This window comes from Acinetobacter tianfuensis (genome assembly GCF_003611465.1).
GTDB lineage: Bacteria > Pseudomonadota > Gammaproteobacteria > Pseudomonadales > Moraxellaceae > Acinetobacter > Acinetobacter tianfuensis.
The window spans coordinates 1-26,901 of the sequence record NZ_RAXV01000004.1 but is presented as its reverse complement, the minus strand read 5'-3'; the positions used below and the strand labels follow the sequence as shown (position 1 = coordinate 26,901).

The 26,901-nt window shown below is 44.8% G+C and carries 22 protein-coding genes, 2 tRNA genes and 1 pseudogene; 6 read left to right on the top strand and 19 right to left on the bottom strand.

Features of this window, described 5'->3' with window-relative positions:
• Positions 1 to 6: 6 nt before the first annotated feature.
• Positions 7 to 2,700: a translation initiation factor IF-2 gene (infB, locus tag D7V32_RS03135; RefSeq protein ID WP_120401465.1), complete on the top strand. Its 2,694-nt coding sequence runs from the start codon at positions 7 to 9 to the stop codon at positions 2,698 to 2,700.
• A complete protein-coding gene (locus D7V32_RS03130) occupies positions 2,700 to 3,107 on the top strand; it encodes a ribosome-binding factor A (RefSeq protein ID WP_120401464.1) in 408 nt (135 codons plus the stop codon). Before infB ends, D7V32_RS03130 begins: the two co-directional genes overlap by 1 nt.
• A gap of 84 nt (positions 3,108 to 3,191) precedes the next feature.
• Here the strand turns inward: D7V32_RS03130 and D7V32_RS03125 are convergent, their stop codons facing one another.
• The 12 genes from D7V32_RS03125 to D7V32_RS03070 form a co-directional block, all read right to left on the bottom strand.
• Complete coding sequence (locus D7V32_RS03125) at positions 3,192 to 3,587, bottom strand: Na+/H+ antiporter subunit G (protein ID WP_120401463.1); 396 nt, start codon at positions 3,585 to 3,587, stop codon at positions 3,192 to 3,194.
• Positions 3,588 to 3,599: 12 nt separating this feature from the next.
• Positions 3,600 to 3,875 carry a monovalent cation/H+ antiporter subunit F gene (locus D7V32_RS03120; protein WP_120401462.1) on the bottom strand — a complete coding sequence of 92 codons (276 nt, stop codon included), beginning with the start codon at positions 3,873 to 3,875 and terminating at the stop codon, positions 3,600 to 3,602.
• Positions 3,872 to 4,393, bottom strand: a complete 522-nt coding sequence (locus D7V32_RS03115) for a Na+/H+ antiporter subunit E (protein WP_120401461.1) — start codon at positions 4,391 to 4,393, stop codon at positions 3,872 to 3,874. The genes D7V32_RS03120 and D7V32_RS03115 overlap by 4 nt, the downstream gene beginning before the upstream one ends.
• A 2-nt stretch (positions 4,394 to 4,395) precedes the next feature.
• The gene (locus D7V32_RS03110; RefSeq protein ID WP_120401460.1) at positions 4,396 to 6,204 is read right to left on the bottom strand and encodes a monovalent cation/H+ antiporter subunit D; all 1,809 of its coding nucleotides are present in this window, start codon (positions 6,202 to 6,204) and stop codon (positions 4,396 to 4,398) included.
• Complete coding sequence (locus D7V32_RS03105) at positions 6,204 to 6,569, bottom strand: Na+/H+ antiporter subunit C (RefSeq protein ID WP_120401459.1); 366 nt, start codon at positions 6,567 to 6,569, stop codon at positions 6,204 to 6,206. The genes D7V32_RS03110 and D7V32_RS03105 overlap by 1 nt, the downstream gene beginning before the upstream one ends.
• A gap of 4 nt (positions 6,570 to 6,573) precedes the next feature.
• Positions 6,574 to 9,411 carry a monovalent cation/H+ antiporter subunit A gene (locus D7V32_RS03100; RefSeq protein ID WP_120401458.1) on the bottom strand — a complete coding sequence of 946 codons (2,838 nt, stop codon included), beginning with the start codon at positions 9,409 to 9,411 and terminating at the stop codon, positions 6,574 to 6,576.
• 344 nt (positions 9,412 to 9,755) lie between these two features.
• Positions 9,756 to 11,153, bottom strand: a complete 1,398-nt coding sequence (locus D7V32_RS03095; protein ID WP_120401457.1) for an ATP-binding protein — start codon at positions 11,151 to 11,153, stop codon at positions 9,756 to 9,758.
• A 62-nt stretch (positions 11,154 to 11,215) separates the two neighbouring features.
• The gene (locus D7V32_RS03090; RefSeq protein ID WP_120401456.1) at positions 11,216 to 12,718 is read right to left on the bottom strand and encodes a UvrD-helicase domain-containing protein; all 1,503 of its coding nucleotides are present in this window, start codon (positions 12,716 to 12,718) and stop codon (positions 11,216 to 11,218) included.
• A gap of 14 nt (positions 12,719 to 12,732) precedes the next feature.
• Positions 12,733 to 13,515: a bifunctional phosphoribosyl-AMP cyclohydrolase/phosphoribosyl-ATP diphosphatase HisIE gene (hisIE, locus tag D7V32_RS03085; RefSeq protein WP_120401455.1), complete on the bottom strand. Its 783-nt coding sequence runs from the start codon at positions 13,513 to 13,515 to the stop codon at positions 12,733 to 12,735.
• Between the two features lie 97 nt (positions 13,516 to 13,612).
• On the bottom strand, positions 13,613 to 14,920 hold the full coding sequence (locus tag D7V32_RS03080) for an FAD-dependent oxidoreductase (RefSeq protein ID WP_120401454.1): 1,308 nt from the start codon (positions 14,918 to 14,920) through the stop codon (positions 13,613 to 13,615).
• A 101-nt stretch (positions 14,921 to 15,021) separates the two neighbouring features.
• Positions 15,022 to 15,909: an SDR family NAD(P)-dependent oxidoreductase gene (locus D7V32_RS03075; RefSeq protein WP_120401453.1), complete on the bottom strand. Its 888-nt coding sequence runs from the start codon at positions 15,907 to 15,909 to the stop codon at positions 15,022 to 15,024.
• A 302-nt stretch (positions 15,910 to 16,211) separates the two neighbouring features.
• Complete coding sequence (locus D7V32_RS03070; protein WP_120401452.1) at positions 16,212 to 17,489, bottom strand: O-acetylhomoserine aminocarboxypropyltransferase/cysteine synthase family protein; 1,278 nt, start codon at positions 17,487 to 17,489, stop codon at positions 16,212 to 16,214.
• A 321-nt stretch (positions 17,490 to 17,810) separates the two neighbouring features.
• On the opposite strand from D7V32_RS03070, the gene ettA reads away from it, so the two are divergent.
• The gene (gene ettA / locus D7V32_RS03065; RefSeq protein ID WP_120401451.1) at positions 17,811 to 19,472 is read left to right on the top strand and encodes an energy-dependent translational throttle protein EttA; all 1,662 of its coding nucleotides are present in this window, start codon (positions 17,811 to 17,813) and stop codon (positions 19,470 to 19,472) included.
• 55 nt (positions 19,473 to 19,527) lie between these two features.
• Here the strand turns inward: ettA and D7V32_RS03060 are convergent, their stop codons facing one another.
• Both D7V32_RS03060 and D7V32_RS03055 read right to left on the bottom strand, forming a co-directional pair.
• A complete protein-coding gene (locus D7V32_RS03060; protein ID WP_120401450.1) occupies positions 19,528 to 19,941 on the bottom strand; it encodes a tetratricopeptide repeat protein in 414 nt (137 codons plus the stop codon).
• A 299-nt stretch (positions 19,942 to 20,240) separates the two neighbouring features.
• Entirely contained in the window at positions 20,241 to 20,942 is a 702-nt protein-coding gene (locus tag D7V32_RS03055; RefSeq protein ID WP_120401449.1) for a YidX family protein, read from the bottom strand.
• Positions 20,943 to 21,141: 199 nt separating this feature from the next.
• On the opposite strand from D7V32_RS03055, the gene D7V32_RS03050 reads away from it, so the two are divergent.
• Positions 21,142 to 22,080 (top strand): cation diffusion facilitator family transporter, encoded by a 939-nt coding sequence (locus tag D7V32_RS03050; RefSeq protein WP_120401448.1) that lies wholly within the window; start codon positions 21,142 to 21,144, stop codon positions 22,078 to 22,080.
• A gap of 22 nt (positions 22,081 to 22,102) precedes the next feature.
• Here D7V32_RS03050 and D7V32_RS03045 read toward each other — a convergent pair whose 3' ends face one another.
• The 5 genes from D7V32_RS03045 to D7V32_RS03025 form a co-directional block, all read right to left on the bottom strand.
• Positions 22,103 to 22,444, bottom strand: a complete 342-nt coding sequence (locus tag D7V32_RS03045) for a hypothetical protein (RefSeq protein ID WP_120401447.1) — start codon at positions 22,442 to 22,444, stop codon at positions 22,103 to 22,105.
• 166 nt (positions 22,445 to 22,610) lie between these two features.
• A tRNA-Glu gene (locus D7V32_RS03040) sits at positions 22,611 to 22,686 on the bottom strand.
• A gap of 30 nt (positions 22,687 to 22,716) precedes the next feature.
• Positions 22,717 to 22,792, bottom strand: a tRNA-Ala gene (locus D7V32_RS03035).
• Between the two features lie 57 nt (positions 22,793 to 22,849).
• On the bottom strand, positions 22,850 to 24,358 hold the full coding sequence (gene gltX / locus D7V32_RS03030) for a glutamate--tRNA ligase (protein ID WP_120401446.1): 1,509 nt from the start codon (positions 24,356 to 24,358) through the stop codon (positions 22,850 to 22,852).
• Between the two features lie 150 nt (positions 24,359 to 24,508).
• Positions 24,509 to 24,799 (bottom strand): hypothetical protein, encoded by a 291-nt coding sequence (locus D7V32_RS03025; RefSeq protein WP_120401445.1) that lies wholly within the window; start codon positions 24,797 to 24,799, stop codon positions 24,509 to 24,511.
• Positions 24,800 to 25,171: 372 nt separating this feature from the next.
• On the opposite strand from D7V32_RS03025, the pseudogene D7V32_RS03020 reads away from it, so the two are divergent.
• Positions 25,172 to 25,469: pseudogene (locus D7V32_RS03020) on the top strand (sulfate ABC transporter substrate-binding protein); the annotation flags it as partial.
• Between the two features lie 386 nt (positions 25,470 to 25,855).
• Positions 25,856 to 26,875, top strand: a complete 1,020-nt coding sequence (locus tag D7V32_RS03015) for a sulfate ABC transporter substrate-binding protein (RefSeq protein WP_120401537.1) — start codon at positions 25,856 to 25,858, stop codon at positions 26,873 to 26,875.
• The last annotated feature ends 26 nt before the right edge of the window (positions 26,876 to 26,901 follow it).

Genomic DNA, 26,901 nt, shown 5'->3' with positions numbered 1-26,901 from the left:
TAATATATGACGGACAAGTCGATGAAAGAGTTGGCGCTCAGCGTGGGAACACCAGTTGAGAAGCTGCTGGAACAGGTTCGTGATGCAGGTTTACCGCAAGCTAAACCTGACGATATTATTACCACCGAACAACAGAATGTTCTCGTTAACCATTTGAAAAAAGTTCATGGTCAAGACGATGGACAAGCAGGAAAAATCACGTTGAAACGTAAAACTACCAGTACTGCAAAAGTGGCAAGTACATCAGGTAAGGCTAAAACGATTAATGTAGAAATTCGCAAGAAGCATTCTTTCGTTAAGCCTGATCCAGAACAAATTAAAGCAGAAGCTTTAGCGAAAGCTCAAGCTGACCAAAAAGCGCGTGAAGAAGTTGCGCAGCCTGCTGCGGCGCCAGCAGCTGAACAGCCGGTGTCTAAAGCGAAACAAGCTTTAGAAGCAATGCGCGCAGCAGCGAAGCAAGAAACTGCGAAGCAGGAAGTGCCAAAAGCAGCGGTTGTTGTGAAACGCAAGTCAAACAACAAGCCTATTTCTAATGCTAAGCCGCTTGAGACTTTGGCTCAGAAGAAAGCGCGTGAAGAGCAGGCTGCTCAGCTAAAAGCAGTTGAAGAAGCTGCGCGCCGCAAATCTGCTGAGGAAGCGCAGCAGCGTACACTTGAGCAGATGCGTCAAATGGCGTCTAAATATTCTGCTGAAGACACTGCTGCAACGATCCGTGTTGTTGATGACTCTCCGCTTGCTGCCGGCCTTGTTGGTCAAGCATACGAAGATTCGTTCAATAAAGAAGACCGTGAAATCAAACGCGGTACAAACACGAATAATACGCGTTCTTCTAAGAAAGGCGGCCGCCGCGGTGAAGAGCAATCTTTCCGTGATAACTCGCATAAACGTGGTCTTAAAACAAGTCAATCGAACAAACATGGCTTCGAGAAACCTGTTAAAAAACAAGTTTATGATGTAGAAATTGGCGAAACTATTGTTGTGGCTGATTTAGCTGCAAAAATGGCGATTAAAGTACGTGAAGTTATTAAATCACTGATGAAAATGGGTGAGTTAGTTACTCAAAACCAAGCGATTGAGCAAGAAGTTGCTGCACTTGTAGTTGAAGAAATGGGTCACAACCCAGTACTTGTTTCTGATACTCAAGCTGAAGATAACCTGCTTGAAGCGGCTGAAGAAGCTCGCGGTGCGCAATCTACACGTGCGCCGGTTGTTACGATCATGGGTCACGTTGACCACGGTAAAACATCGCTTCTTGACCGTATCCGCCGCGCTAAAGTGGCTCAAGGCGAAGCAGGCGGCATCACACAGCATATTGGCGCCTACCACGTTACAACGGATAAAGGCATCATCACTTTCCTAGATACTCCGGGACACGCAGCATTTACTGCTATGCGTTCACGCGGTGCGAAAGCGACTGATATCGTGGTTCTGGTTGTTGCAGCGGATGATGGTGTAATGCCGCAAACGGCTGAAGCAATTGACCATGCTCGTGCAGCGGGTACGCCAATCATTGTTGCAATCAACAAGATGGATAAAGAATCTGCTGATCCAGACCGCGTATTGAACGAATTGACAGCTAAAGAAATCGTACCTGAGCAGTGGGGCGGTGATGTGCCTGTTGCAATGGTTTCTGCGCACTCTGGCCAAGGTATTGATGAGCTTCTTGACCTTATTTCAATTCAAGCTGAAATGCTTGAGCTGAAAGCATCTGAAGAAGGCGCAGCGCAAGGTGTTGTAATCGAAGCGCGTGTAGACAACAGCCGCGGTGCTGTAACATCGATTCTTGTTCAAAACGGTACATTGAAAATCGGTGATCTTGTTCTTGCTGGTTCTTCTTATGGCCGTGTACGTGCAATGACAGATGAAAATGGTCAGCGTATTAAATCTGCAGGCCCTTCAATTCCAGTGGAAATTTTAGGTCTTCCAGAAGCGCCAATGGCAGGTGACGAAGTTCTTGTTGTCAGCGATGAGAAAAAAGCGCGTGAAGTTGCTGATGCGCGTATGGACCGTGAACGTCAAAAGCGTCTTGAGCGTCAATCTGCGATGCGTCTTGAAAACATCATGGCGTCTATGGGCAAGAAAGATGTGCCTATCGTGAACGTTGTGCTTAAGACTGACGTACGCGGTACATTGGAAGCGCTTCATGTTGCGCTTGCTGAACTTGCAACTGATGAAGTTAAAGTGCGTATTATCGGTTCGGGTGTCGGTGCAATCACTGAGTCTGACGTGACACTTGCTGAATCTTCTGAAGCTGTACTTCTAGGCTTTAACGTGCGTGCTGACAATTCTGCTCGTCAAAAAGCGGATGCAGACAGCATCGATATCCGTTACTACTCTGTCATTTATCAATTGATTGATGACGTGAAAGCAGCGATGAGCGGCAAGCTTGCGCCTGAACACCGTGAAACAATTCTTGGTGTTGCTGAAGTGCGTGAAGTGTTCCACTCAAGCAAGTTCGGTGCGGCTGCAGGCTGTATGGTTCTTGAAGGCATGCTGCACCGCAACAAGCCAATCCGTGTATTGCGTGATGACGTTGTTGTATTCCAAGGTGAGCTTGAGTCTCTTCGCCGCTATAAAGATGTGGTTGAAGAAGTTCGTGCCGGTATGGAATGCGGTCTTGCAGTTAAAGGCTATAAAGACATCAAAGCGAAAGATAAGATCGAAGTTTATGATGTTCAATTGGTTAAACGGAGTCTGTAATGGCTGGCAGTCAACGTCTTAAGCGTATGGCGGATACAGTGCAGCGTGAGCTGTCTGAACTGATCCGTCAGGAGCTGAAAGATCCTCGCTTAGGTGGTCTGGTGACCATCTCTGCGGTGAAAGTGAGCGCTGATTTAGGCTATGCTGAAGTGTATGTGACCGTTATGGGCCGCGAGCTTGGCGATGAGCAAAGTGAAGCTGCAAATAAAGAAACTTTGGATGTTTTAAATAAAGCATCTGGTTTCTTGCGTCATGAACTGAGCCGCCGCATCAAAACGCGTATTACGCCGCGCTTACGTTTTCACTATGACAAAACCAATGCTTATGGCAACTATATGTTTGGTCTAATTGCAGAAGCAGTGAAGGATTTACCTGCTGCTGAAGCAGATAAAAAAGACGAAGACTAAGCTGTCATGCTCAATAAAAAGCCACCCTAGGGTGGCTTTTTTGTTTTTACATCAATTTTTTATTGGCTGCTGAGAGTTTAGCACTCAGTGAATATCATCACGGCTGCTTTTTTTGTGAAAAGTCCGGCGGCGGGTACGCTGCCAAGGCAAAGGGCGGTTCAGCGCTTCAGGCACATCTCCGCTCATAGAGCGTAAGCGCAGGTGCAGTGCCGCTTGCGCCATAAGATTGGCAGATACAGGCGCGGTAATAAAGGCAAATAACGTCAGCAAAAGCTCTGCAAAACCGAAGCGGCCATGAAATGCTGAATAAATCATAGCAGCAATCAGAAAGCTGCCGAGACCTAGCGTACTGGACTTGGTTGGCGCATGCAGACGCATAAATAAGTCGGGCAAGCGCACCATGCCAATTCCGCCGACCAGCATAAAAAATGCGCCGCAGATTAAAAAGAACGAGACGGTAATTTCCATCAATAATTGCATGCTGCTTGCTCCTTAATCGATGACATGGCCAGTTGTGAAATAACGGGCCAAAGCGGCAGTAGATACAAAGCCAAGCATGGCAACCAGTAACGCGCCTTCAAACATTGAAGTGCTGACCCAGTAAATGCCTAAAATGACGATCAGGCAGGTTGCATTTAAAAATAAAGTATCTAGCGCCAGCAAGCGGTCAACGATAGAAGGCCCGATGACGAGGCGGATCAGGCAAAGCATCATAGATACTGTGACTGCGCCCAAGCAAATGAGCAGTGCATAAGGCAAAATAGTCATGACTGATCTCCTGCTTGAACACCAAAGATTTGCATCAGCGGCTGCTCATAGCGTGTTTTAATGGATTTAATTTCTGCTTCGGGATCATCTGAACTCAAAGCATGAACTAAAATATCGCCGCGCTCTTGGTCAATGCCTGCCGAGACTGTGCCTGGCGTTGTGGTAATGATCATTGCGAGCAAAGTATTTACTTCTTCATGTTTTGACTCCAGCGGAACACGGAACCATTTCGGATGAAGCTTGTCAGTAGGGCCTAATACTAATTTAGCGACATTAATGTTGCTGACAATAATATCCCAAAGCACGACCCACGTTAATTTGATGGCCGGCAGCCAATTGATATTTGGCGTGCGGGCAATGAAGGGCGCGATAATATAAGGAATCGCAATAGCGAGGATCAGCGCCATAAGCAATGAACCTGGTTCAAGGCTATGCGCGAGCATCAGCCAGCTGATACCGACTAATATAGAAACGAAAGGATGCGGGAAGCAGCGGTCTAATAATGACATTTTTTTCATAATTACTGCGCCTCCATCGGTTTCAGCTGGGTATCATCTGGGTGTGCAAGCTCAGCATTCTGATTTAAAATCTGACGCTGCTTATATTCAGAAATATGGCCGCCTTTCAGGGTATTTTCCGAAATCACATATGGAATTAAATGTGCATTTGGATCTGCTGTTTCGCCTCCATATTTGGTCTCAGGCAGATTTTCAGGGGTAAATGGCTGTACGCTGATGATTTCGCCTGCTTTGTCCTTTTTCAATAAAAGGCTTTCATACAGCGGATTATTTTGAATCTGTGCAGCAGTGCTTAATGTGTATTGGTAAATAGGCGCAGCTAAGGCCATATAGCCAATCAGAGCGGCTAAAAGCAGATAAATGGCTTTGTCATTGCGTTTCGGTGCAACCGAAGGCAGCAGCTGATAAGCTTTGTAAGCTTCAGTCTCAGGATTATCTTCTGGTTTAGTTGCACGCCAAAATAGAATAAAGCCGACGCGGGTCATCGCAATAATACTCAGCAGGCTGACCAGCAGGACGGTTAATATGATAATCAGCTGATAAGGTGAGTTTGCCGTTGCCTGCAAAATAAATATTTTGCCCAAAAATCCGCTGAACGGCGGCAGGCCAGCCATCATCAAAGCGATAATGAAATATGCCACGGCCACAGCATTATGCTGTTTCATGCGCGGGCCAACTTTAAAATGATCTTTTAGCATGCCGCGCTGAGAGGTAATCCAGCCGCATAGAATATAAAATGCTGCAGCAATGAGTGTACTATGCACTAAATAGTACAGGCCCGCAGCCCATGCTTCTGTGCTGAATAAGGAAATGGCAACGAGGATCGTGCCGATTGAAGACAGAATCATAAAGCCGACAAAACGGCGCAAACGCTCTGAACCAATCGCGCCAATCACGCCATACACAGAGGTAATTAGACCTATTGGCAACAAGATGCTTTGCAGAATAGTTTTACTGAGGCTGTCATCAAAGACAGTGCCATTGACACGCAAAATGGCATAAATGCCGACTTTGGTCATAATGGTAAACAGCGCGGCAACGGGTGTGGACGCTACGGCATAGGTTTTTGGCAGCCAGAAACCGACTGGAAGCATCGCTGCTTTGATGCCGAAAACAACAAACAGCAATAGCCCGCCAGCGACAGCCAGACGATGCTGATCATTTTCCAGTAACGGTATTAAACGGGCGACATCAGCCATATTCAGGCTGCCGACGCTGCCATAGATCATGCCCAAACCAATCAGGAAGAGGGCAGAAGCGAGCAGGTTGATGGTGACATAGTGAATGCCGAGCTGGAAGCGCGCTTTACCTTGCCCATGCAGCAGCAGTACATAAGATGCCATCAGCAAAATTTCAAAAAAGACGAAAAGGTTAAATAAGTCGCCTGTTAAGAATGCGCCGCATAGGCCCATGAGCAGGAAATGGCACATCGCATGGAAATAACGGCCGCGCTCATCCCACTCTTTGCTTGCGAACCAAATAATAGGAAGAGCTAAGCTATAGGTTAATACCAGCATGAATGCTGAAAGCTGGTCTAAAACAAGGACAATACCGAAAGGCGCAGCCCATTCACTGAGATTGTATACAATGACTTGTCCTGTATTTGCCAGCGATAGGTAATACAGTGCGGTCGCAAAACCTAAAATGACAGAGGCTAAGCTGACTCCGCGGCGCCACGGCTGCCGCTGGTCATGCGCTAAGGAGCCTGAACCGGGGTTGCCCAGCAGCACCAGCATAAAACTGGTAAATGCAGGGATGAGAATACTGAAAATAGGCGCATGCTGCGTGAAAAATTGCATCAGATCAGACATTATGGCTCATCCTCACGCGGGTCAATTTGCTGTATTTCTTCTTTGGAGTCAACGTGGTCAGTTCCTGTTTCATAACGGCTGCGCAGAGCCAGCTGCACAATAAAAGCAGTGGTCGCAAAACCAATCACAATGGCTGTCAGAACGAGTGCCTGAGGCAGCGGATCTGTGGTTTTTACAGCTTCTGTCAGTACGGCTGGCGCATTCAGCTGAATACGTCCCATAGCGAATAAAAAGAGGTTAACTGCATAGCCGATCATGGCCAGTCCAAGTACGACAGGAAATGTACGCGCCCGCAGAATAAGATAGATGCCTGTTGCGGTGAGTAAGCCAATCGCAGATGCCAATAGGAATTCTAAACTGATCATATGCTTATCCTCTTGGTACTGGGCCAGACATGCTTGAGTGACGGGAGTCGCCCAAGACCGAAATCATCAGCATCGCTGCGCCGACTACAGTAATGTAGACCCCGACATCAAAAAGCGCTGCTGTGGCTAAGTGCATTTCGCCAATAATTGGCGGTGATACATAAAAATGCGCACTGGTCAGGAAAGGCCGTCCAAAGAACCATGCGCCTATACCTGTAAGTCCTGCAATGGTTAAGCCTGAACCGATCCATACTTCATATAGGCGGCCTGATTTGGCGCGCAGCAATTTTTCTGTGTAGTCTTGACCTAAAGCAATGTATTGAATAACTAAGGCTAGCGTTGTAATCAAGCCTGCAATAAATCCGCCGCCCGGCAAGTTGTGGCCGCGCAGGAAGATATAAAGGCTGATCACCAGCGCTAAGGGCAAGATCCACGATGCAGTAATACGGAACATCAGCGGAGACGGGTTAAAGCGGAAAGTTAAGCCTTGAGTCATGGTTGTGCCGTGCGCACGCATGCCATCCATGAGGCAGAGTGTTCCAATGGCTGCAATACCGAGTACGGTAATTTCACCGAAGGTATCAAAGCCGCGGAAGTCGACAAGAATAACATTCACGACATTGGTGCCGCCGCCAAGCGGAATAGATTGCTGATTAAAGAACCATGAAATTGAATTATGGTCACGGGTAAGGATCAGCCAGCTGATCCAGGCAATGCCTGCGCCGCCTGCAATTGCGATCAGAGCATCACGCCAGCGGCGTGAAACACTGGATTCATATGGAGTAAGCTGAGGCAGTAAAGATAAGCTCATCAGCAGCAATACTGTCGTGACAACATCTACCGTAATTTGCGTTAATGCTAAATCCGGTGCTGAGAAGCAGACAAAGACCATGGTTACAACTAAGCCGACAGCGCCGCTGATCAGAACGGCTTTAATGCGTTCATGATGGAACCAGAGCATCATCCAGCAGGCAGTGAACAGCAGCAGCCAAAGCACAATAGCAATAGCAGGCGCATGCGTCAGTTCACGTGTACCTGTCATAATGCCTTGAGAGAATAGCGGCAAGCAGACCATGCTGATGCTGAACAGCACAATCCATATCAGATAACTTTGCAATGAGCCGTTTTCAGTTACACGTTTAAACTTGCGTGAACTGAGCAGCAGGTGTTTTAAAAACAGTTCAAAAAGGATTTTGCCTTGCAGTTTGCCTAGCGCAGGGTCTAGGTCAATCTCTCGGATACGGCCGCCTTTGGCTAAGGCAAAGTAGAAAATAATACCGCCGAACAGTGCAGCAGCACTCATCAGCAGCGGCAGATTAAATCCATGCCAAATAGCTAAATGCGCGCCTTCAAAAGCAAAATTTTGTGTACTGGCGCGGGCAGTGCTGTTGACAATTTTTTCAATCAAGAGGGAAGGGAGTATCCCTACTAAAATACACAGTACTGCCAGCAGTGCCGCAGGCGCACGCATGCCGAAAGCAGGTTCATGAGCATTCTTATTTGGTACATTTTTACCGATAGGGCCATCAAAAAATACACCGTGCACAAGGCGGATAGAGTACGCGACTGCAAAAATGCCGGCACAGGTTGCAACAATGGCAGAGCCAATCATCACAGGGCCGCTGAGATTGGCCAGCAGTTCAGTAAAGAACATTTCCTTCGATAAGAAACCGTTGGTCAGCGGTACGCCAGCCATAGAGGCTGCAGTAATCATGGTTAATGTTGCGGTAAACGGCAGCAGCTGCCATAGTCCGCTGAGCTTGCGCAGGTCACGCGTGCCAGATTCATGGTCAATAATGCCCGCAATCATAAACAGGGCAGCTTTAAAGGTTGCATGGTTAATGATGTGGAAAATTGCAGCGGCGACAGCCAGCGGTGAGCCGATACCCAGCAAGCAGACAATTAAGCCCAAGTGGCTGATCGTAGAATAAGCCAGCAGCCCTTTTAGATCCTCTTTGAAAATGGCGAAGAATGCAGCCATACAGAGCGTAAAGAGGCCAATAAAGGTCACAATATTGTGATACAGCGCTGCGCCAGCAAAAATTGGCAATAAACGCGCAAGCAAGAAAATGCCTGCCTTGACCATGGTTGCTGAGTGAAGATAGGCTGATACAGGCGTTGGCGCAGCCATGGCATTCGGCAGCCAGAAATGAAACGGAAACTGCGCGCTTTTGGTAAATGCGCCCATCAGAATCAGCAGCAGCACTGGGACGAACAGAGCATGTTCTTGAATCATGCTGCTCATGCCGATAATTTGGTCTATTTCATAAGTGCCGGTAATTTGGTGCAGCAGAACAAAGCCGCCGAGCATGCACAGTCCGCCCATGCCGGTAATGGTGAGCGCCATACGCGAGCCGCGCTGCGCAGCTTCATAATTATTCCAGTAGCCGACCAATAAGAATGAGGAAATACTGGTCAGCTCCCAAAATACGAGCATTAAAATTAAGTTATTTGACAATGAAATGCCGAGCATGGCTGCCATAAACAGCATGAGCAGAACATATAGCTTGCTTAGGGAGTTTTTCGGGCTGAGATAATAATAGGCATAAATAAAAATTAATGTGCCTATGCCTGAAATTAGCAAAGAAAACAGCAGGCCTAAGGCATCTAATCTGAAGCTGAAATCCAGTCCCAGCTGCGGCAGCCATGACCAGCTCTGATAAATAACGCCGCCATTGAATACGGCATTGGCTTGGCTCAGCAGCAGAATTAAACAGCTTAAACTGATGCCAATCGCCCCAAAGGCTGTTACCCCGCGAGAGAATTTCTTCAGCCACGAGACAAGGGTTGTGCCTAAAACTAAGGGTAACAATATAATAATCGGCAGCACACTCGTATCCATTGTCGTGATTAGGTCTAAACCTAGAGTGAATCTAAATCTTTCAAGGACTGAAGGATTGCAAAGAACAATCCAAAAACTGAATCTTGAAAGCCTTTATGTGATTAAAAAATCGAAAAGCTGTATTGCGCAGCAGATATGCGATAGCAAATTCCGATTTCAATATGGAATTCGCAAATAAAACCGATCATATTACAGGCAATGCCCAACTTCAATCTTTTTCGTGCATCAAGCAAATATTATACGCCTCATGAAACTATCCAAGGGGACATCAAATAAGCATTCGGCCTTTTTGTGAGCAGAAGTGAAAATAAAGGCGCCGAATTTAAATAACAATCAAGAGGCACTTAGGGTGAAGGCTGATGATCGGGAGCGGTGTCGTTGCCTTGCAGCATTTGGATCAGCTCCAGACGCTGATGTTCATCCAGCTGTTCCTGAATTTGCAGATATACAGCCTGCACCTTTGTATTTTCTGCAGTAATGTCCTGAAGTTTTGGCAGAGGGCTTTCTTCAGTTGATCCCGTGTCAGTCTCTAAATGAAGCGCTGCATAAATCTTTTCATATTCCTGCTGCCAGCGTTCGGGTTCAATGCTGTGCAGCTGCTGATGCTCTAACTGCAGGCATTGGAAGCGTGAAGCCTGTTCCAGCAATTCGGGACGGCTGCCGGTTGCTAAAATTTGCAGGCGAGGAAAAGCTTGATGAAAACGGCTGAGTATGGCTTGAGACATGTTTTGGTCAAGCTGATGGTCTATCGCATCAATCATCAAAATCCCGTCTCCTTCTTGGCAGGGATAGAGGCTAGAGGGATTGAGCAGACACATTCTGCGCACGATGTCGCCAACGAGAGCGAGAAGATTGCGCATGCTGTTAGACAGCTGCTGGAACATCATGATTTGACCTTGGCAATTCACCATCATTTGCAGTTTAGGCTGATATTGCAGCCATATATTGCTGATCTCTGGAATGACAGTCTGTACAGCTTGGCGCAGTGCACCAAGTGCGGGAGCATATAATTCGGTATGCGCTTGGATGATTTTCTGTTCTAAATAGTGTGATGTATCGTTGAGTGTATTTTTTTGCTGATTCTTTTCGAGGATGTGCTGTATCAGCTGTGCACTTTGGGCATTTTCAATGTCGCTGATTTCTCGGAACCATTCAAAAAAACGGGTGAATGTTGTAAATGGAATTGCTGAAATTTCGTAAGCATAAGGCGCTTGGAAGATTGCAGGATTATTTTTATTCAGCAGGTTAATTTCATTTACAAAACGTTCAGCTGGATAATACGCAATTAAAGGTAAACCCAGCAGCGGATCATTGCGCAGCGCGCGCTGATATAACAGCACCATATCTTCCAGCTGCTGCGTTTCAACTTTGCTGATGCCGACACCTTGGCTGTTCAGGGTTTTATACAGCTGCCATGAACATTTTTGCAGATCAGTGTCTTTTAAGTCGGCAGTTTCTGCAAATGAGCCGATTTCTTCTGGAAATTCAATTTGAACATCAATTTTAGATTGCAGACGGTTAAGTAAAATATCTTGGTCGAGCATGACAACACCTGCTGTGCGCAGATCTTTATAGCGGGCTGCAAACCATGTCAGCGCTTGGTAGCTAAAGCGCAAGATCGAGGTTTTGCCTGAGCATTGTTCGCCTAAAATGAGTGTAATAGGCAAATCATGATAGTTAAACTCGGCATGCAGGTCGGTAAAGTGCAGTGTGTGCTTAAGCTGAATTGATTTTATTTTCATACGGCACCTGTGGAATGGGCTGCCGTCATCGCGTATGTGTCTTTACCTGTGCCGCGCAGCATTTAGCTGACGGCTTTGCGCAATGATTTCGGCATTTCTTTTTTTAATTGCTGTACCAGATCATAGATATGGTGGATATTTAAGCTTACTTTAGCACGGGTGCATGCCACGTAAAGCAATCTTAACTCTTCATCACTAATTTTATATTCTTTGTCATTCAGGCGGAACTGGTAATCATCTTCAATGTGCACACGGTTCCATTCTAAGCCCTTGGCCTTATGTGCGGTTGAAATAATGTAATCGGCCTGATCAATAGGCGTAATTTTTGCCAGTGCGCGTTTCAGCGGATCTGTTCCATGTTCATCAACCAGTTTCACCAGCGGCTTGATGTCGCTGCCGTCATTGGTTTCACAATATTCATGCACATCATGCCAAGAGTTGAACCATGCTAATTCAGGCACATCCGTGACACGTTTGCCTTGCTTCAGCATGGCAGCGGCATCGACAAAACGGTTAAGTTTGGCATGGTCTGCCTGCAGGCTGACTTTTTCGCCATGTACCAGTCCAGCCAGCAGCAGCTCCATGGCGCGGGCATTGGTACGGCATAATATTGCATCGCGCTGTTTGATATGCGGTTTGTTGACCACTTTAGAGTTCAGCAGCGGGTTGCCCAGCAAGGGGACAGTCTCATTCAGCGCACCTAAAATGGCATTGGCATTTAAGGCAATTTCTTCGCCAAAACGAAAAGATGTTGTTAAGCGGGATTCAGGCAGCGGCAGCTGCTGCATGGCATTTACTGCGCCGCGCCATGCGTAAATCTGCTGATGGGCATCGCCGACATAAATGACTTGGGTATTGCGCTGTTTCAGCAAAATACCCAGCATCAGCGGGTCAGCATCTTGAGCTTCATCAAACAGCACATAGTCAGCAGGAATATTCGGTTCAGACAGCGCCCAAAGTTTTAAGTAAATATCATGACCAATACCCGCCTGATGATGCGGGTCGATGGATTCCAGCCAGCGCTTTTCAACAGCAGGGTAAAGGTGTTTTTGCAGTGCCTCAATATCATCTGGGTGCAGCCAGCTTGGCGCTTGAATATGGCGCGGTGCAGGATATTGTGAACTGGTCGAGCAGAAGTAGCTGACTGCATTAGCCACTAAGCTGGCAAGGCGGGACGGCATCATGACATATTGTTCATAACGACCGCCCATCATGCGGCGCAGCGTGACAGGTGTCAGCCGGTATTCTTTGGCTAAAAAGCTTGGGCTTAGGCGCGGCAGCCGCAGTTTGTCGGTCACTCCACGTGGAACACTGCGAAATGCCAGCGAGTGGAACGTGCGGCAGTCAACATTACCATGGAATTTGCTTTGCGCTTCGGTGGCAATGGCCTTGTTAAAGGCCAAATACATGCCTCGGCGCTGCGGCATGGCTTCACTGATCATTTGCAGGGTAGTGGTTTTACCTGTGCCCGCATAAGCAATGACTTTAAAGGATTTGCCAAGACGTGCGTTATCTATGGCAGTCGCCTGCTCATAGGTCGCGCTCGGTTTCTTCTGTTCAGTCATTGCGAGGTGTCAGTTTAGTGAGTACGGTTAGCTTTTTCGACTAAGCCTGACAAGCCTTGACGGCGCGCCAGCTCATTCAGCACCAATTGCGGCTCTAGGTCGAAATAACCCAGCATCACGATGGTATGGAACCAAAGATCAGCTACTTCGTAAATTAAATCGTTTTTGTTATCTTCATTGGCTTCAGCTTTAAAGTCTTTGGCAGCAATAATGGTTTCAATGCTTTCTTCGCCAATTTTCTCTAAAATTTTGTTGAGGCCTTTGTGGTATAGCTTTGCCACATAAGATGAGTCTGGATCTGCGGCTTTACGCTCAGCCATCATTTTGCCTAAGTAATCCAGTACTTCAATTTGCTCAGACTGAGCATTTGAGGCATTCATGGCAATGGTATGCGGGTTAGCAGATTTTTCGCCGTAAATTGCAGAAGGATCTTTCAGCTGCGCATCAACAATTTCCCAGCCATTTGGGGTTAGTTTGCGGTAGAAGCAAGACTCACGGCCTGTATGGCAAGCGATACCGCCATGCTGTTCAATTTGCAGCACAATCACGTCTGCATCGCAGTCTAGGCGAATTTCATGCACGGTTTGAAAATGACCAGATTCTTCGCCTTTGTGCCAAAGCTTGCTGCGTGAGCGTGAGAAATAAACGGCTTGGTTTTTTTCTGCAGTCAGCGCCAGCGCTTCGCAGTTCATCCACGCCACCATCAAAACACGGCCAGTTTGATGATGCTGTGCAATAGCAGGCACTAAGCCTTGTTCGTTAAATTTTACTTCATCGAGCCATTGCACGTTGTTCATGAGGATTTCACCAATTTAAAAATCAAAAAAATAAATGCCGCAGCACTTGAGCAGCATCATAGTGTAAGCCATCAGACTAATGATGGGGAGTTAATTCTTAATCAAATTTTAAGTTACGCAGTTCTGCCGCAGAATCATCTGCTGGCTTACGGGCAATATCGGCATAATTCATTTGTCCAAATGCGCCAGTTTTTAGGCCTGAAATTGTGATGGCCATTTCTCTGCGGAAAAAAGACAGCTGATACATGGCGCGAAACGAATAATCACGCAGCGGCGCTGTCCAGCGGTGATGGGATTGATAAAATGGCGTCAGCAAGCGGCTGAAAAATTGATAAAAACGCACTGAAGATAAACGTAGCTGATGATAATGCTGCCATAGATTTTGCTGCGAAAAAGTATCCTGATTTTGTGTTTGATACAAAGCCTGACTGATGGCCCATGCGTCGAGCAATGCCATATTGGCGCCTTGTCCAAGCTGCGGGCTCATGGCATGGGCGGCATCACCTAATATTCCAATTCGCCCTGCACCGAATTTACTGAGTACAACATCACGATAATTAGCAGACAGCCATTGCTGAGGACCATCAGGATGTGGAATCACATGTTCTAGCCATTCGGCAGCATTTGGCCAGCGTTTTGACACGTCTAAGAGCCATTGCTGCTGTGCTGCCTTTGTTTTTAAAAATCCATCTAACTCTGCTGTAGGCAAACTCCAGAAAATACTCGAAAGGCGCTGTTCTGGTTGAGCGGGTACTGCTCCTGTAGGCATCACGCCCATCATGATATTGGAGCGGTCATAAAACTGATGCAGGATTTGCGGATTCAGCACATCACATTCGGGTACGATAATCCATTTCGCGCCCCACGGATAAGCTTGGTTAAATTTTTCCCACGCTTTTGGACGTAAATGACTGCGTGCGCCATTGGCGATCAGCACAAGATCAAATTGACTTTGAAATGCTTGATCTGCGGATTGTCCAATCACGTTTATACCGTCACTGGATTCTTGAAGTTCTTGAACTTCATGCGCCATGCACCACTCAACATGTTGAGGATATTCACGGACTTTGGATGCTAGGAGATGGCAAAGTGCTGCACGGTGAATGCCTAGGCCGTAAAAATGTTCATCTGCTTGCCGATAATGACTGTTGATGAGCAAGCTACCGCCTGCTAATCGTCCCTCAAGCCCCGTAACCGCAGCACCAAGCTTTAGGGCTGGTTCTAATATGTCTAAATGCTCAAAAACAGCAAGGCCTGCGGGCTGTAATAATAATCCAGCGCCAACTGGCTCCAGCTTTGAAACTTTCTCAAAGATGCAAATTTGATGTCCTTGAGCTGCCAGCAGGGCGGCTGCCGCTAATCCAGCTGTACCTGCGCCAATAATAGCAATTTTTTGAATTTTCATTGTTATACATTTGATTTTATCCATGTCCAATTTAGCAAAGATGCTGGAGAAAACCCAATAAAAAAAGCCCTGAACAGGGCTCTTTTATGGGCTGGACTATCTTACCAGTGCTCACCGGGGAAGAGGCGGGCATAGGCCTTTTGCACCCAGTTCAGTTTTTCTTGTTTGCCTACAGAGGCAGACGAGCTTGGGAACAGGTTATAGCCAATCGACATCAGTTTATTGTTGATGTCTGGCGCAATGGAGTAGGTAATAGATGCCAAACGGCCCAAATGGGTTGCAACTTTTTTCGGACGTTTCACAATCGCATAAGCCACAAGGTCTGCAGCTTGTTCTGGTGAAAGGGTTGGCACGTATTTATAAATTTTAGTTGGGGCGATCATTGGTGTACGCACCAAAGGCATATAAATAGAGCTGATCGCGATTTTGTGCGAATGTACTTCTGCAGACAGGCAGCGGCTAAAAGCATCCAGTGCAGCTTTTGACGCAACATAAGCAGAGAAACGGGTGGCATTTGCCAATACGCCGATTGAACTGATATTAATGATATGTCCTTCACGGCGGATCATCATTTGCGGCAGCAAATTCATAATTAAACGGATTGCGCCGAAATAATTCAGCTGCATGGTGCGTTCAAAATCATGAAAACGGTCTGTCGACTCATATACAGCGCGGCGGATTGATCGGCCAGCATTGTTAATCAAAATATCAATGTGATCGACAGAGGCAAAAATCTGTTTTGATACGTCATCAATAGACTGCATATCATTTAAATCGCAAGGGAATACCGAAGCTTTACCGCCTTTGGCTTCAATCTCAGCTTTTACTTCATCTAGCGTTTCTTTGGTCCGGGATACCAATAAGACATGCGCGCCTGCATCGGCTAAGCGGTGTGCTGTCGTCAGGCCAATCCCGCTGGATGCGCCAGTAATTAAAATGATTTTGCCATCCACTTTCTCACGAAAGTGTTTTTCTAATCTTTGTTTCACGTTTAGTTCCCTGATTGAATAAATGTGATTCAGCGTGTTTGTTTTTATGGGGTATTGAGTTTACTGCGCATGGTGAAGAAGAGCGCAGGGCTAAGCGTGTATGATAGCGGATTATGTATGAAAAGCTACAAATTAACTTGTTGAATTTAAAAATAAAATTAGAGTATTTGCTCTAATTTCGATTGTTCTGATATTTGATTTTTACCAACTATCAAAAATAAATCAAGAGAATATTGAAAGATTTAAAAGAGAAAAACCTCCATAGCGCGCTATGGAGGTTTTTTTGAGCAAAATAAAATAATTTAGACTTGCGCAAGCGCTTGTTCTAAGTCTGCAATCAGGTCATCTGCATGTTCAATACCAATGGATAAACGTACCATATCAATACTGACGCCGGCAGCTTTTAATTCTTCTTCATTCAGTTGGCGGTGTGTCGTGGTTGCAGGGTGGCAAGCCAAGCTTTTCGCATCGCCAATATTTACTAAACGGGTGAACAGCTGCAGTGCATCAATAAAGCGGGTGCCGCCAGCCAGTCCATCTTGCACACCAAAAGATAAAATTGCGGATGGCTTGCCTTTTACATATTTTTGCGCCAAAGCATGCTGAGGGTGATCTTTTAAACCTGCGTAGTTCACCCATTTTACTTTAGGGTGTGTTTTCAGATATTCAGCAACTTTCAGCGCATTTTCTGTATGGCGCTCCATCCGCAGGCTAAGTGTTTCTAGACCTTGCAAGATGAGGAACACATTTTGCGGGCTGATCGCGGCGCCAGTATTGCGCAGAGGCACAACACGGGCGCGGGCGATATAAGCGGCTGCGCCTAGGGCTTCGACATAATTCACACCGTGATAGCTTGGGTCCGGTGTATTTAAAGCAGGGAAGCGTTCTGCATGTTCCCCCCAAGGGAATTTGCCGCTGTCAACAATCATGCCGCCAATGGAGTTGCCGTGACCGCCAATATATTTGGTCAATGAATGTACAACGATATCTGCGCCGAATTCAAACGATTTTTGCAGCACAGGTGTGGCTACAGTGTTGTCAACAATAACGGGAACGCCATATTCATGAGCAATTTTTGAGATAGCTTCGAGGTCAATAATATTGCCTAAAGGGTTGCCGATGGATTCAACAAAAACCAGTTTGGTTTTGGCATCAATTAAATTGCGCAGCGCTTCAGGGTTTTGATAATCAAAAAAGCGCACTTCAATGCCTTGTTTCGGCAGAGTGTGTGCAAATAGATTGTAGGTGCCGCCATAGAGTGTGGAAACTGAGGCAATATTGTCGCCGGCTTCGGCAATCGTTTGCACGGCATAGGTGATGGCTGCCATGCCTGAAGCCAATGCCAATGCGCCAATACCGCCTTCAAGTGCCGCAACGCGCTGCTCCAGCACAGCAGTGGTCGGGTTCATGATACGGGTATAAATGTTCCCCTGAACTTTTAAATCAAATAAATCAGCACCATGCTGCGTATTGTCAAACGCATAAGAGGTCGTTTGATAGATAGGCACTGCAACAGCTTTGGTGGTTGCCTCGGGTGTATATCCCGCATGAATTGCTAAGGTTTCGTCTTTATAGGTCATCTTTCCATCATCGTTCTGATTAATTATTTAGCTACTTTAACATCTTTCTATATATATAAAAGTGCTTATTTATTGAAGCGAATATCGTTTTTTATGCATAAGAGTGAGGTTTTAAGTACAAGGATTTGCAGATATGTGTATAAAAACAGTGTTTAAAAAACAAACATGATTTTAGTTGTAACAATCTATGGAAGTTGTTCTGCTTTCCTTATGTTTTCGGCGCTTTTATCGTATAATACTCCGATTATTTTTTCGCTCATTTTGAGCAACTTGGGGTAAATCCGTTCACCCCGGTATTGGTTTTCTATTGAGGAGTCCTAAGTGGCCCAATATATTTACACGATGAACCGTGTGTCGAAAATGGTTCCGCCTAAGCGCGAAATCTTAAAAGACATCTCTTTATCATTCTTTCCAGGTGCAAAAATTGGTGTACTTGGTCTAAACGGTGCAGGTAAATCTACCTTGCTTCGTATTATGGCGGGCGTGGACAAAGATTTCTCAGGTGAAGCGCGTGCGCAGCCGGGTATTAAAATTGGCTACCTTGAGCAAGAGCCGCCTCTAGACGAAACTAAAGACGTTCGCGGCAACGTGGAAGATGGCTTGCGTGAGCCTCTTGATGCTTTAGCGCGTCTCGATGAAGTTTTCGCTGAATATGCTGCTGAAGATGCTGACTTTGATGCGCTTGCAAAAGAGCAAGAAAAGCTAGAAGCAATTATCCATGCTTGGGATGCACACAATATTGCAAACCAAATGGATCAAGCTGCAGCTGCATTGAACCTTCCAGCTTGGGATGCTGACGTTAAGCTTCTTTCAGGCGGTGAGCGCCGCCGTGTTGCACTTTGCCGTCTATTGCTTTCTAAGCCGGATATGCTGCTTCTAGACGAACCAACGAACCATTTAGACGCTTCATCTGTAGCTTGGTTAGAACGTTTCCTTAAAGATTTCGCGGGCACAATCGTTGCGATTACGCATGACCGTTATTTCCTTGATAATGTTGCTGAGTGGATTCTTGAACTTGACCGCGGCATGGGTATTCCATACCAAGGCAACTACTCTTCTTGGTTAGAGCAGAAAAATGCCCGTTTAGAACAAGAGAATAAGCAAGAAGAATCTTTTGCTAAAGCATTGAAGAAAGAACTTGAATGGGTTCGTTCAAATGCGAAAGGCCAGCAAAAGAAAAACAAAGCGCGTATGGAGCGTTTTGAAGAGCTTAACTCGCGTGAATTCCAACAGCGTAACGAAACGTCTGAAATCTACATTCCGCCTGGTCCGCGTCTAGGTAATAAGGTTGTAGAAGTTGAAGGCATCAGTAAATCGTTTGGTGACCGTACACTGTATAAAGATTTAAGCTTCGTTGTTCCGCCATGTGCGATCGTTGGTATCGTGGGTGAGAACGGTGCAGGTAAAACAACTTTATTCCGTATGATGACAGGCGAGCAGCAGCCAGATACGGGTACAGTCGTACTGGGTGAGTCGGTTAAAGTTGCTTACGTTGGTCAGATCCGTGACACGCTGGATGACAACAAAACGGTTTGGGAAGAAGTTTCTGGCGGTTTAGACATCTTGCGTATTGGTGAATACGAAATCGCATCTCGTGCGTATATCGGCCGCTTTAACTTTAAAGGCCAAGATCAGCAAAAACGTGTAGGTCAATTGTCAGGCGGTGAGCGTAACCGTTTACAGCTTGCGAAAATCCTGCAAATGGGTGCAAACGTAATCTTACTCGATGAACCATCGAACGACTTGGACATTGAAACTTTACGTGCGCTTGAGGATGCAATTCTTGTATTCCCAGGTACTGTAATGGTGATCTCGCATGACCGCTGGTTCCTTGACCGTATTGCAACGCACATCTTGTCATTTGAAGGCGAAACACCTGAATTCTTCACTGGTAACTATGCTGAGTTTGAAGAATACCGCCGTAAACGCGATGGTGATGACCTTGTGACTAAGCGTCAAAAATATCGCAAAATTGGCGTTTAATTGCCCATTTTGATGAAATAAAAAACCAGCCTGAGGGCTGGTTTTTTATTTTGATTTAAGAGAGAGCAATATCATCGTGAAGGTGACTGAGTGTGTAATTTGCTTGGGTGTGACCTTGGGCTGCAGCTTTTTTTAACCATTGTTCAGCAAGGGTGAAATTTCTTTCTAGCCCTAATTCACCATTAAGATAACCAAGACCTAATTTATATTGTGCTTCTTTATGACCTCTGAGCGCAGCGCTTAAAAAATTCCACATTGCATTGCGGAAATCGGTGAAAGAAGGGTCTGCGGGTGTGTTTGAGGTCTGAGATATAAATTCTTGATGGTGCTTAACCCCTAAGCCTTCGAAATACTGACCCTGAATATAATCTTGATTAGCTTCCTGAATATGTGGTTGATAAATTTTATCGGGTGAAACAGGAGGGTGTAACAAAGCAGAACTGATCTTTTTTATAGCTTGTTTGATCATAGCGAACTCCTTTCGTATGTTACAAAGTAGAATTCTGGTAACCTACTCTTGAATATAAATAAGTACTGAGTAATAACACGTTACTTTTTGTTTGTGTTCGCGATATTACTATTTGAAAATTAACATGATCTTAAACATAAGTAAAATATTTTATGATTTAAAAAATATGATTAAAAACAAATATTTATCTTTGTATTTGGCTGTTTATTGGAAAATTGAACTGATTAGACATGATCCAGTTTTTTTAATAAGTATTGAGTGCCATTTATCATTGATTTGTAAAGTTTCATTATATTGGCTTAATGCCATGCATCAGGATCACCTGCTGAAGCAATGGCTGCAATGATGACAACAGGAACGTAAATCACAGCTGCTGTGAGCGCTAAAGGTATGATTGCAATAGTCTTTGTTGTATTGCCAATTTTTTGGACATAGCTTGGTTGGGCTGTATTTGAACTGCTAATGACCGTAATAGGGTAAGGCTGTTTCATTGGATAAGGAATGCTGTTTTGATTTTTAACTGGCGTATGAATGCTTCCTTTCATCTCGATGTTCGCAATAGGGTAGGTGCATGATTGCAAGCCGTGACTTTGGTGTGCGGTATTGCATTGCTGTTGCGTGTGTGTGAATCCAAGATTTTTTAAATCATTGATTTGCCGCTTTGAAAGCTTGCTGACGGGTGTGTTATAGAGAATTCGCAACTCAGTTTTGAAATGGCTTTGGTCAAGCATGTGAAATTTGATTGGCGTACTATTAATTAATACCCGCTGCTCGGGTTGAGTATTTTGCAAGATATTAAAAATTTGACTGCCGCCTTGGAGCGCCAGATAAGAGTATTGCTCACCTATAAATAAAATTTTAGGTTGAGAATCATCGGTCTTAGCAACAGCAATAATTTGATCATTTTGATGAGTGGATGTGAGTTTTTTAGGAACAGTATTGCAGGCAGTGAGAACAAATACGAGTAAAAAGGTCAGGCTAAATTGAGTGTAGTGATGCATTTTAATTATCTGAGTTTCTCATTTTAAGGCGTGAATGATAACGAAACTGAGCAAAAAGTCATAGCGAATATGTGCTTGAGGGAATCATAAAATAGAACACAATTTAGGTTACGAAAAATTTAAAAAATTCTATCCATTGGAATGGTATTACATTCCTTTTAATTGCTAGGCTCAGCATAATCCTGCTTGAGGAGTTGTTATGGCAGACAATCATGGGCATGACCACAGTCATGCTGTTGTGACGGAAGCTAATGCGAAAAAATTAAGTTTTGCTTTGGCGCTCACCAGTACGTTTTTGATTATCGAAGTCATTGCGGGATTCATGACGCAAAGTTTGGCGCTGTTATCAGATGCGGCGCATATGTTTACCGATGCCGCGGCACTTGCTATTGCGTTGGTTGCGATAAAAATAGGGAAACTCCCCGCAGACAATAAACGCACATTTGGCTATCAGCGTTTTGAGATTCTGGCGGCTTTGTTTAATGCCATGATGCTCTTTGCTGTGGCGATTTATATTCTTTATGAGGCTTATCAGCGCTTTTCTACGCCGCCCGAAATTCAAAGTATGGGAATGATGATTGTTGCGGTCATTGGTTTGATCATCAACTTGATTTCGATGCGTATTTTGTTTTCAAGCTCCCAAGACAGCTTGAATGTAAAGGGTGCATATCTTGAGGTTCTGAGTGATGCATTGGGTTCAGTGGGTGTTATTATTGGCGCGGTATTGATTTATTTTACGGGCTGGATGTGGGTTGATACGCTTATTGCTGTGCTGATTGGTTTTTGGGTGCTGCCAAGGACATTGGTATTGCTTAAGCAAAGCATTAATATTCTGCTGGAAGGTGTGCCTGAAGAAATTGATATTGAGTCGCTGCGCAATGATTTGCTGGCATTAAAAGGTGTGGAAGGTATACATCAGCTCAAAGTATGGGCAGTCACTTCAAAGAATATTCATTTGACTGTGCATGTATATGCGCCTCAAGCGGACCGTAATGCGTTATACACTGCTGCTTGGGAAATGTTAAGTCATGAGCACGGCATTACTGAAATGACGCTGCAGATAGAAGACGATGAATGCGCTGCGCAATCACATGGACATAAGCATTCGGATGAAGAGGAGCATGCACACCAGCATTAAGCTGGCATGCATTGAGCGGGACTTAAAGTTCCCACTCGTGGCTGCATTCGCGGCATTTCCATTTTTTCTGGTTCTGCATAAAGCCTTGCATGGAAATTTTGAAATCAGGCAAGTCGCGGTAGAACAGGAACCCGGCGATGACGCTGAGGATAAATACAACGACAGTAGCAGATTGCAAAGTACTGCCAGCGCCATTGCCAAAAATCCACATTATGATGCTGATTAAAACTAAAATCAGTAAAATAAAAATTAGCGGAATAAGAAAAACTAAACTTTTAGGCACATTTGGGCGCGGTGCTGCTGCGCCTGCTTGTGCAATGGGCATAATTTTAGGGCTTTGGCATTTAGGGCAGCGGTATTGCATTGCAACTCCATATTTTTAATCTATGTGTTATTTTAGACTGAATCATGCAGAAAGCAAAAACAGCAGGATGTAAATGTTGAAAATTTTTAGGCAATAAAAAAGCCCAAGTCGTTATGCTTGAGCTTTTTTATAAGATTGCTAAACTTAAGCTTAGCGTTCTTAAATATGGCGTCCCTACGGGGATTCGAACCCCGGTTACCGCCGTGAAAGGGCGATGTCCTAGGCCTCTAGACGATAGGGACAAGTGAGGCAACACAAGTAAAACGGTTGTATGGTGGAGTCAAGGAGGATCGAACTCCTGACCTCTACAATGCCATTGTAGCGCTCTACCAACTGAGCTATGACCCCAGTCTGTGTGAGCGCTATATTATGGATATAACGCCCGCACGTCAACTAAAAAATGAATTAAGCTTCATCAACTGCATCATTTTTCGGCAATTTTAAGCTTTCATTGCGTTTTTCCCAGACTTTTACTTCTTTTTTGCTTGGACCGCCAACAATTTCAAGCGCATTACGCAGACGGGCGAAGGTTAGATCAGGGCCAATAGTTACCATAGTCTGCATGACTGGGGTTGATGCTGTTGAACCAGCAATTGCAATAAAGAATGCAGGCATGAAGTCACGAAGTTTAACTTCCATTTGTGCAGCCAAGTCCATCAGTGTTTGGCTGACAGTGTCGTTATTCCATGTGAACAGGCTTTCAAGGCGCCAAATAGCAAACTGCAGGCTTTGACGAACTTGTTCTTCAGTCAGCTTCTTGCTTGCAAACTGTTCTTTTGAAAGCGCAGGGAAGTGGTTGAAGTAATGAGCAGACCAATTCACTGCTTCTGACAGCAAATTGATACGCGGCTGAATTGCAGCTGCAATTTCTTCCAGTTTTGCACGATCCGCTTTCCAAGCAAGCAATGTATCAAGCAAGTCGCTTGGTGACAGCGCTTTGATCCATTGGCCATTAAGCCAATTCAGTTTTTCGACATCAAAAATCGGGCCGCCTAAAGATACGCGGTTAATGTCGAAGTTTTCGATCATCTCAGCCAAAGTGAATTTTTCGCTTTCGTCCGGCATAGACCAGCCCATGCGGCCTAAGTAGTTCAGCAAAGCTTCCGGCAGTACGCCAATATCTTTGTAGTAGTTAATTGATGTTGGATTTTTACGTTTTGATAATTTTGACTTATCTGGGTTGCGCAGCAGCGGCATGTGGCAAAGCACAGGCATGTCCCAGCCAAAGTATTGGTAAAGCAGCTGATGTTTAGGCGCAGATGGAATCCATTCTTCACCGCGGATGACGTGTGTGATTTCCATGAGATGGTCATCAACCACGTTTGCGAGGTGGTAAGTTGGCAAGCCGTCCGTTTTAAGCAAAATTTGCATGTCCACTTGCGCCCATGGAATTTCCACATCACCGCGAAGCATGTCGTTAAATACGCAAATACCTTCAGTTGGTACTTTCATGCGGATGACATGCGCTTCACCAGCAGCTAAGCGGCGCTGTACTTCTTCTTCAGAAAGTAAAAGCCCGCGGCCGTCATAACGAGGAGATTCACCGCGCGCTTGCTGTTCAGCACGCATTTGATCTAACTCTTCTGCAGTTGCGAAGCAGTAAAAAGCATGGCCTTTTTCAACCAGCTCAAGTGCGTACTGTTTATAAATGTCCATACGTTCAGATTGGCGGTATGGTGCATGCGGGCCGCCGACATCAGGACCTTCAGCCCAGTTCAAGCCCAACCAGCGCAATGAGTCCAGAATCATTTTTTCAGATTCAGGGGTAGAGCGAAGCTGATCAGTATCTTCAATACGAAGAATAAACTCACCGCCATGCTGTTTGGCAAAACATAAGTTGAACAGTGCAATGTAGGCAGTACCAACGTGAGGGAAGCCTGTAGGAGAAGGTGCAATACGAGTACGGACAGTCATAATCAATTATAAATCTGAATGCAATGGGGGCTATTATAACGAAAAAGCCTGATCACTTAATGCTTAATTCAACATTCAGTGATCAGGCGCAGCGGCAGCTTGGGGGAAAGCAGCCGTCAACACTCATCTGGCTAGGATTTATTTAAATAATTATGATGCGTTTGTTGCAAACAGCGCTTGTACAAAACGGCTGAAGCTTTGATTTTGTGAAGCAAAAAAGCTTTGCGCAGGCGCTGTTTTAAAAGATGTCACGGCTTTTAAGCTTTCATCTGAACGCTTTTTATCATCCATTTTTTGCTGTGTAAGGGCTTTTTCAATTAATGATGTTTTTTCAGCAGGCATAGTGACTTTGCTATTCGCTGTTTTACTGATGGCAGCAGTATGGCCTGTTTGCGCGATACTGAAAAAAATGCCGAAACTTAAAGCTGTAAATAATTTCATGGTTCAAACGTCCCCTCATTTGAAATGAATGGTTGCTAATTTTTGGTGTTTTTTAATACTAATACTACGATTTAATCATTTAATGCATTTAAAAAGTAGAACTGCGTCACATTTTTTACAAAAAAATAATAAATCTAAGATATCAGTTACGTGAATACATCGACAAATGTTTAATTGTTACTTTGTAGCAAATAACTATGTAGAGAGGATGGAGAGCCAGACGCTGAATTATAGCATTTACATGTATGCTATTAGAAGTTTTTAAGATGTATATAGGTGTAATTTAATATAAATCAATTATATAGGTTGTATATTATGTAAAATTGTTTGGGTTTATATAGTTCATTTCAATAACCAAATGAGCGGTACAAAATGAAAAAAATAATTGCACTGAGTGTTTTGGCATATTTAAGCGGGGCGTCTGCGCAGCTGTATGCCAGTAAGGGCTTTTTTAAATATTTTGTATGACCCTACACATGAGTTTTATCAGGAATTTGGCGCTTTTTGGAAACGGCGCACAGACCAAGAAATCAATTTTAAACAGTCGTATGGCGGTTCAAGAAAACAGGCGCGTGCGGTGGCGGCAGGACTGTAAGCCGATGTTGTGACTTTGGCTTTGGTGAATGATATTGATGAAATTGTGCATACGGGACAGATTGATAAACATTGGTAAAAGGTTATCTCAAAAATATGCAGCGCAATGTCCTAAGGTTCAGACTTTTACTATTGATAACGTTTTTGGAGGCTGGGCCAAAGCGCAAAAAGCTCATTTTGTAAATGGCGCTATTTTTGATCAAATTTATAGTGATCAAAAATAAACATCAATTTTTTTGAAAAGCAAGATATGCGGCTTTGTTATCCATTTTTTTTCATAAATAATGCATAAAATACTATATATTGCGAAAAAGTAGATTGTTTTCTTTTTTTTATGAGTAAAAACAAAGTGCTAGAAGAGAGGTGGCTGACTGTGAGGCGCTGTGAAAAATAAATGTGAATTGCAGTTCATGGTTTTATTTCATATAGTCAGCAGCATTGAATATGATTTGTTTCAGTCCTATGAAAACCCAATTAAAATCGCTATTTAGCGCAGTATTGCTGACCGCTGGTTTGTCTTTGTCTGCGGCAGCGGCACAAGCTGCGGACCGTCAGTTTTTAAATGTATCTTATGATGCAACGCGTGAATTTTATGATGAATTCAACAAATCATTTGGCGCGTACTGGGAATCGCGTACTGGGAAAACGGTTGATTTTAAACAGTCGCATGGCGGTTCTGGCAAGCAAGCCCGTTCTGTCGTTGACGGTTTGAAAGGTGATGTCGTGACTTTGGCTTTAGCGAATGATATTGAGGAAATTGTAAAATCTGGTCAAATTCAGCCGGGCTGGCAAAAAGAATTTCCGCATAATTCAGCGCCATATACTTCAACGATTGTTTTCATGGTGCGTAAAGGCAACCCTAAAGGTATTAAGGACTGGTCTGATTTGACTAAGCCGGGTGTACAAATTATTACGCCAAACCCGAAAACAGGCGGTTTGCCGCGTTGGGTTTATTTATCTGCTTGGGGCTATGCGCTGAAACAGCCGGGCGGCAACGATGCTAAGGCGAAAGATTTTGTCGGCAAAATGTACGGCAATGTGAAAGTGATGGATTCGGCGGCGCGCGCGTCTATGACAACATTTGCAGAGCGCGGTATTGGTGATGTGCTGCTGACTTGGGAAAACGAGGCATTAGTTACTCAAAAAGCTTTGGGTAAAGGCAAGTTTGATATTGTTTATCCTTCAATATCAATTTTGACTGAACCTTCAGTTGCAATTGTTGACCGCACGGTAGAGAAAAATGGTAATAAGTGGTTGGCTCAAGGCTATATCAACTATTTATATTCACCGTTAGGTCAAGAAATGGCTGCAAAATATTTCTACCGTCCGCGTGATGCAAAAGTATTGGCGAAATATAAATCTCAGTTCCCGCCATTAAAAACGTTCACTATTGATGAGGTATTTGGCGGCTGGGCTAAAGCTCAGCAGGCTCACTTTGTGAATGGTGCGGTATTTGACCAAATTTATAACAGCAAGCGTTAATTGACTTCCTCCCCGACCTAAAGGAC

Coding starts and splice junctions, on each gene's coding strand:
- D7V32_RS03110 (WP_120401460.1), bottom strand. CDS start 6,204: ATGTCTGATCTGATGCAATTTTTCACGCAGCATGCGCCTATTTTCAGT.
- D7V32_RS03105 (WP_120401459.1), bottom strand. CDS start 6,569: ATGATCAGTTTAGAATTCCTATTGGCATCTGCGATTGGCTTACTCACC.
- D7V32_RS03070 (WP_120401452.1), bottom strand. CDS start 17,489: ATGACCTATAAAGACGAAACCTTAGCAATTCATGCGGGATATACACCC.
- hisIE (WP_120401455.1), bottom strand. CDS start 13,515: ATGAACAACGTGCAATGGCTCGATGAAGTAAAATTTAACGAACAAGGC.
- D7V32_RS03120 (WP_120401462.1), bottom strand. CDS start 3,875: ATGACTATTTTGCCTTATGCACTGCTCATTTGCTTGGGCGCAGTCACA.
- D7V32_RS03125 (WP_120401463.1), bottom strand. CDS start 3,587: ATGCAATTATTGATGGAAATTACCGTCTCGTTCTTTTTAATCTGCGGC.
- D7V32_RS03015 (WP_120401537.1), top strand. CDS start 25,856: ATGAAAACCCAATTAAAATCGCTATTTAGCGCAGTATTGCTGACCGCT.
- infB (WP_120401465.1), top strand. CDS start 7: ATGACGGACAAGTCGATGAAAGAGTTGGCGCTCAGCGTGGGAACACCA.
- D7V32_RS03045 (WP_120401447.1), bottom strand. CDS start 22,444: ATGCAATACCGCTGCCCTAAATGCCAAAGCCCTAAAATTATGCCCATT.
- D7V32_RS03080 (WP_120401454.1), bottom strand. CDS start 14,920: ATGAAAATTCAAAAAATTGCTATTATTGGCGCAGGTACAGCTGGATTA.
- D7V32_RS03130 (WP_120401464.1), top strand. CDS start 2,700: ATGGCTGGCAGTCAACGTCTTAAGCGTATGGCGGATACAGTGCAGCGT.
- D7V32_RS03090 (WP_120401456.1), bottom strand. CDS start 12,718: ATGACTGAACAGAAGAAACCGAGCGCGACCTATGAGCAGGCGACTGCC.
- D7V32_RS03095 (WP_120401457.1), bottom strand. CDS start 11,153: ATGAAAATAAAATCAATTCAGCTTAAGCACACACTGCACTTTACCGAC.
- D7V32_RS03055 (WP_120401449.1), bottom strand. CDS start 20,942: ATGCATCACTACACTCAATTTAGCCTGACCTTTTTACTCGTATTTGTT.
- gltX (WP_120401446.1), bottom strand. CDS start 24,358: ATGACTGTCCGTACTCGTATTGCACCTTCTCCTACAGGCTTCCCTCAC.
- D7V32_RS03060 (WP_120401450.1), bottom strand. CDS start 19,941: ATGATCAAACAAGCTATAAAAAAGATCAGTTCTGCTTTGTTACACCCT.
- D7V32_RS03115 (WP_120401461.1), bottom strand. CDS start 4,393: ATGAAAAAAATGTCATTATTAGACCGCTGCTTCCCGCATCCTTTCGTT.
- D7V32_RS03025 (WP_120401445.1), bottom strand. CDS start 24,799: ATGAAATTATTTACAGCTTTAAGTTTCGGCATTTTTTTCAGTATCGCG.
- D7V32_RS03050 (WP_120401448.1), top strand. CDS start 21,142: ATGGCAGACAATCATGGGCATGACCACAGTCATGCTGTTGTGACGGAA.
- D7V32_RS03100 (WP_120401458.1), bottom strand. CDS start 9,411: ATGGATACGAGTGTGCTGCCGATTATTATATTGTTACCCTTAGTTTTA.